This window comes from Corallococcus sp. AB030, from assembly GCF_003668965.1.
GTDB classification, from domain to species: domain Bacteria; phylum Myxococcota; class Myxococcia; order Myxococcales; family Myxococcaceae; genus Corallococcus; species Corallococcus exiguus.
On record NZ_RAWQ01000417.1, the window covers coordinates 1 to 2,176 of the forward strand.

A 2,176-nucleotide genomic window follows, 5' to 3' on the forward strand; every position below is an offset into this window, starting at 1 on the left:
GGCGCGAGCAGCGCGGCCAGCTCCGGGATGTCCGAACCGCGCTTCCAGTCCGGCATGCCCTGGCGCCAGAAGAAGCTGCGCGCACTGATGGTGCCCGCGGCCATCCACTCGGCCACGGCCGACTCGTCCAGCGGGCCCTCCTGCTTGTTGCGCACCATCACGAACCACGGTGCCCCGGCCGTCTGGCGGGGAGGCGCGGTGCGCGTGGGCTCATCGTCCCAGGGCGTCTGGGGGGCCGACGCAGGAGGTTTGGCCAGGGGAGCAGGAACTGCCGCGGCGGACACCGGTGCCGGAGCGGGGGCTGGCGCGGCGGCGGCGCCACCTCCCGCCAGCGAACGCTCCTGGGCCCGGATGCGCTCCACGTCGGCGAGCGACACCACGCGGGTGCTCTCCTCCTCGGCGGGCCCTTCCACGGTGACGACGTTCTGGCAGTTCTTGCAGCGGACCTTGACCGTCTTGCCGCGGACCTTCTCGTCCGCAATGGAGTACCGCTTCTGGCAATTGTCGCAGGTGAAGTTCAAAGGGGGCGTCCGGCTCTCGGGGGAAACCGGCGGGGATGCTACCGCCAGAAATCTCCCGCGCAAACACACGGTTGACTCTGTTCTTCGGCCCATCTATTCAGCCGCCCTCGGTTTCACTCCAGGCTTCTACGAGGGTGGCGCATGCCGGCGAAGGATCTCGGGACCAAGCACTCGTGCTTCAAGTGCGGGACGAAGTTCTACGACATGAAGAAGCCGGACCCCATCTGCCCCAAGTGCGGGGCGGATCAGCGGGAGAACGTGGTCGCCAAGCCCACCGAGGGCCGGCGCGGCCGTCTGGCGGCAGCTCCGAAGGTCATCGAGCCCGAGCCCGAGGAGACGCCCGCGGCCGAGGAGGACGAGGAGAACCTCGACTCCTTCAGCGATGACGAGGAGTCCGAGTCCACCACCGAGGCCGCTGACGACGACGAGCTGTAAGGTCGCCCTCACGCCTGCATCATCAGGGGTCCCCCGAGCTGTTCGGGCGGGCCCCGTTGTCGTTTCCTGGCCCTGAGGCCACCGACCCGGAAACGGCCTGACCGGAGACGGGGGTCCCTCCCCAGGGGCCCACACCGCTCCGGGGTGTCATTTCTCAGGTGCCGCCCAGGCGCTTCAGCTGCCGCTCAGGCGATTCAGCTGCCGCTCAGCCGCTCATGAGAGGACGCCAGCGACAGCTCGGTGAGCGCGCTCTCGATCTTCTCGTAGAGGTTGGGCCCCATCTCCTGCATGCCCACCGGCCGGGCGTCCTTGCGGCGCGCCCCCATGGGCAGGCGCTCCACCTCCACGGCTACCGTGGATTGCTTCCTGGTCTGATGCATTGCGACTCCCCCTCAGGCGGAAGTGTTGGCTTCCGAGAAAGCAATTTTGCCACCAAGACAGAAGTCTGAACAAGGGGCGTGCTTCCCGGCACTTATACGGAACCCCTGGCCCACGATTTCGTTGCCTCGGGGCCGGACGCGACAACCGTGTCAGGGGTGCCCTATTTCCCCGAGCCGGCCTGACGCAGTGCTTCCACGCCCCAGCTCTGATCGACCTGGACGGTCTCCCCCGCGCGGACGGTGACGGTCCGGGACGCTTCGGGGAGCCGGTCGTGCCAGAAGACGAGCGTGTGGGCCCCTTCCGGGACGCGCATCCGGAAGCGTCCGTCCGGAGTGGTGGTGGTGAAGTACGGGTGGTTGAAGGTGCGGACCACCGCGCGCATCCAGGGGTGCACGTCGCAGCGCACCTGGACGGTGCCCGGTTCGGCGGGCAGGGGGCGGCGCAGGGTCATGCCCTCCAGGGGCATGGCCACGTTGAAGACAGAACGGTTCGTCCCGGACTGGGCGCGCACGTTGTGCACCAGCGGGTCGGAGTTGCGCAGCAGCAGCTCGCCGCCGGCCTTCGTCGCGAGCGCGGGCGGTTCGTAGTGACACTGCTTCTGGTCCAGCACGGGCTGCGGCGCGGGCGTCTCCGGTTCAGCGAGCGCGGCGCCGTCCTGGAGCGACACCACGGCGTGGGCCAGGGCCCCTTCGCCTCCCACCACGAGCGAGCGGTCCTCCGCCTGGTCGCCACACACGCTGGCGACGGTGGCGGTGGTCGGCGCGCTGGGGGCCTGGGGAGGCGTCCCGGTCAGCACCACCCGCCCCTCGATTTCGCCCCACTTCACCGGCCCGGTGGGG

The 2,176-nt window shown here is 69.5% G+C and carries 4 protein-coding genes; 1 reads left to right on the top strand and 3 read right to left on the bottom strand.

The genetic code is table 11. The features are described 5' to 3' along the window. Nucleotides 1-521 (bottom strand): GYF domain-containing protein (locus D7Y15_RS43180; RefSeq protein WP_121756195.1); only part of this gene is annotated, 521 nt, incomplete at its 3' end. A gap of 141 nt (nucleotides 522-662) precedes the next feature. On the opposite strand from D7Y15_RS43180, the gene D7Y15_RS43185 reads away from it, so the two are divergent. Beyond that, a complete protein-coding gene (locus tag D7Y15_RS43185; protein WP_120581691.1) occupies nucleotides 663-956 on the top strand; it encodes an FYDLN acid domain-containing protein in 294 nt (97 codons plus the stop codon). Between the two features lie 194 nt (nucleotides 957-1,150). Here D7Y15_RS43185 and D7Y15_RS44515 read toward each other — a convergent pair whose 3' ends face one another. Next, nucleotides 1,151-1,336 carry a hypothetical protein gene (locus tag D7Y15_RS44515; protein ID WP_121780343.1) on the bottom strand — a complete coding sequence of 62 codons (186 nt, stop codon included), beginning with the start codon at nucleotides 1,334-1,336 and terminating at the stop codon, nucleotides 1,151-1,153. Between the two features lie 161 nt (nucleotides 1,337-1,497). Continuing rightward, nucleotides 1,498-2,176: carboxypeptidase regulatory-like domain-containing protein (locus D7Y15_RS43190; RefSeq protein ID WP_121756196.1), on the bottom strand; the 679-nt coding region annotated here is incomplete at its 5' end.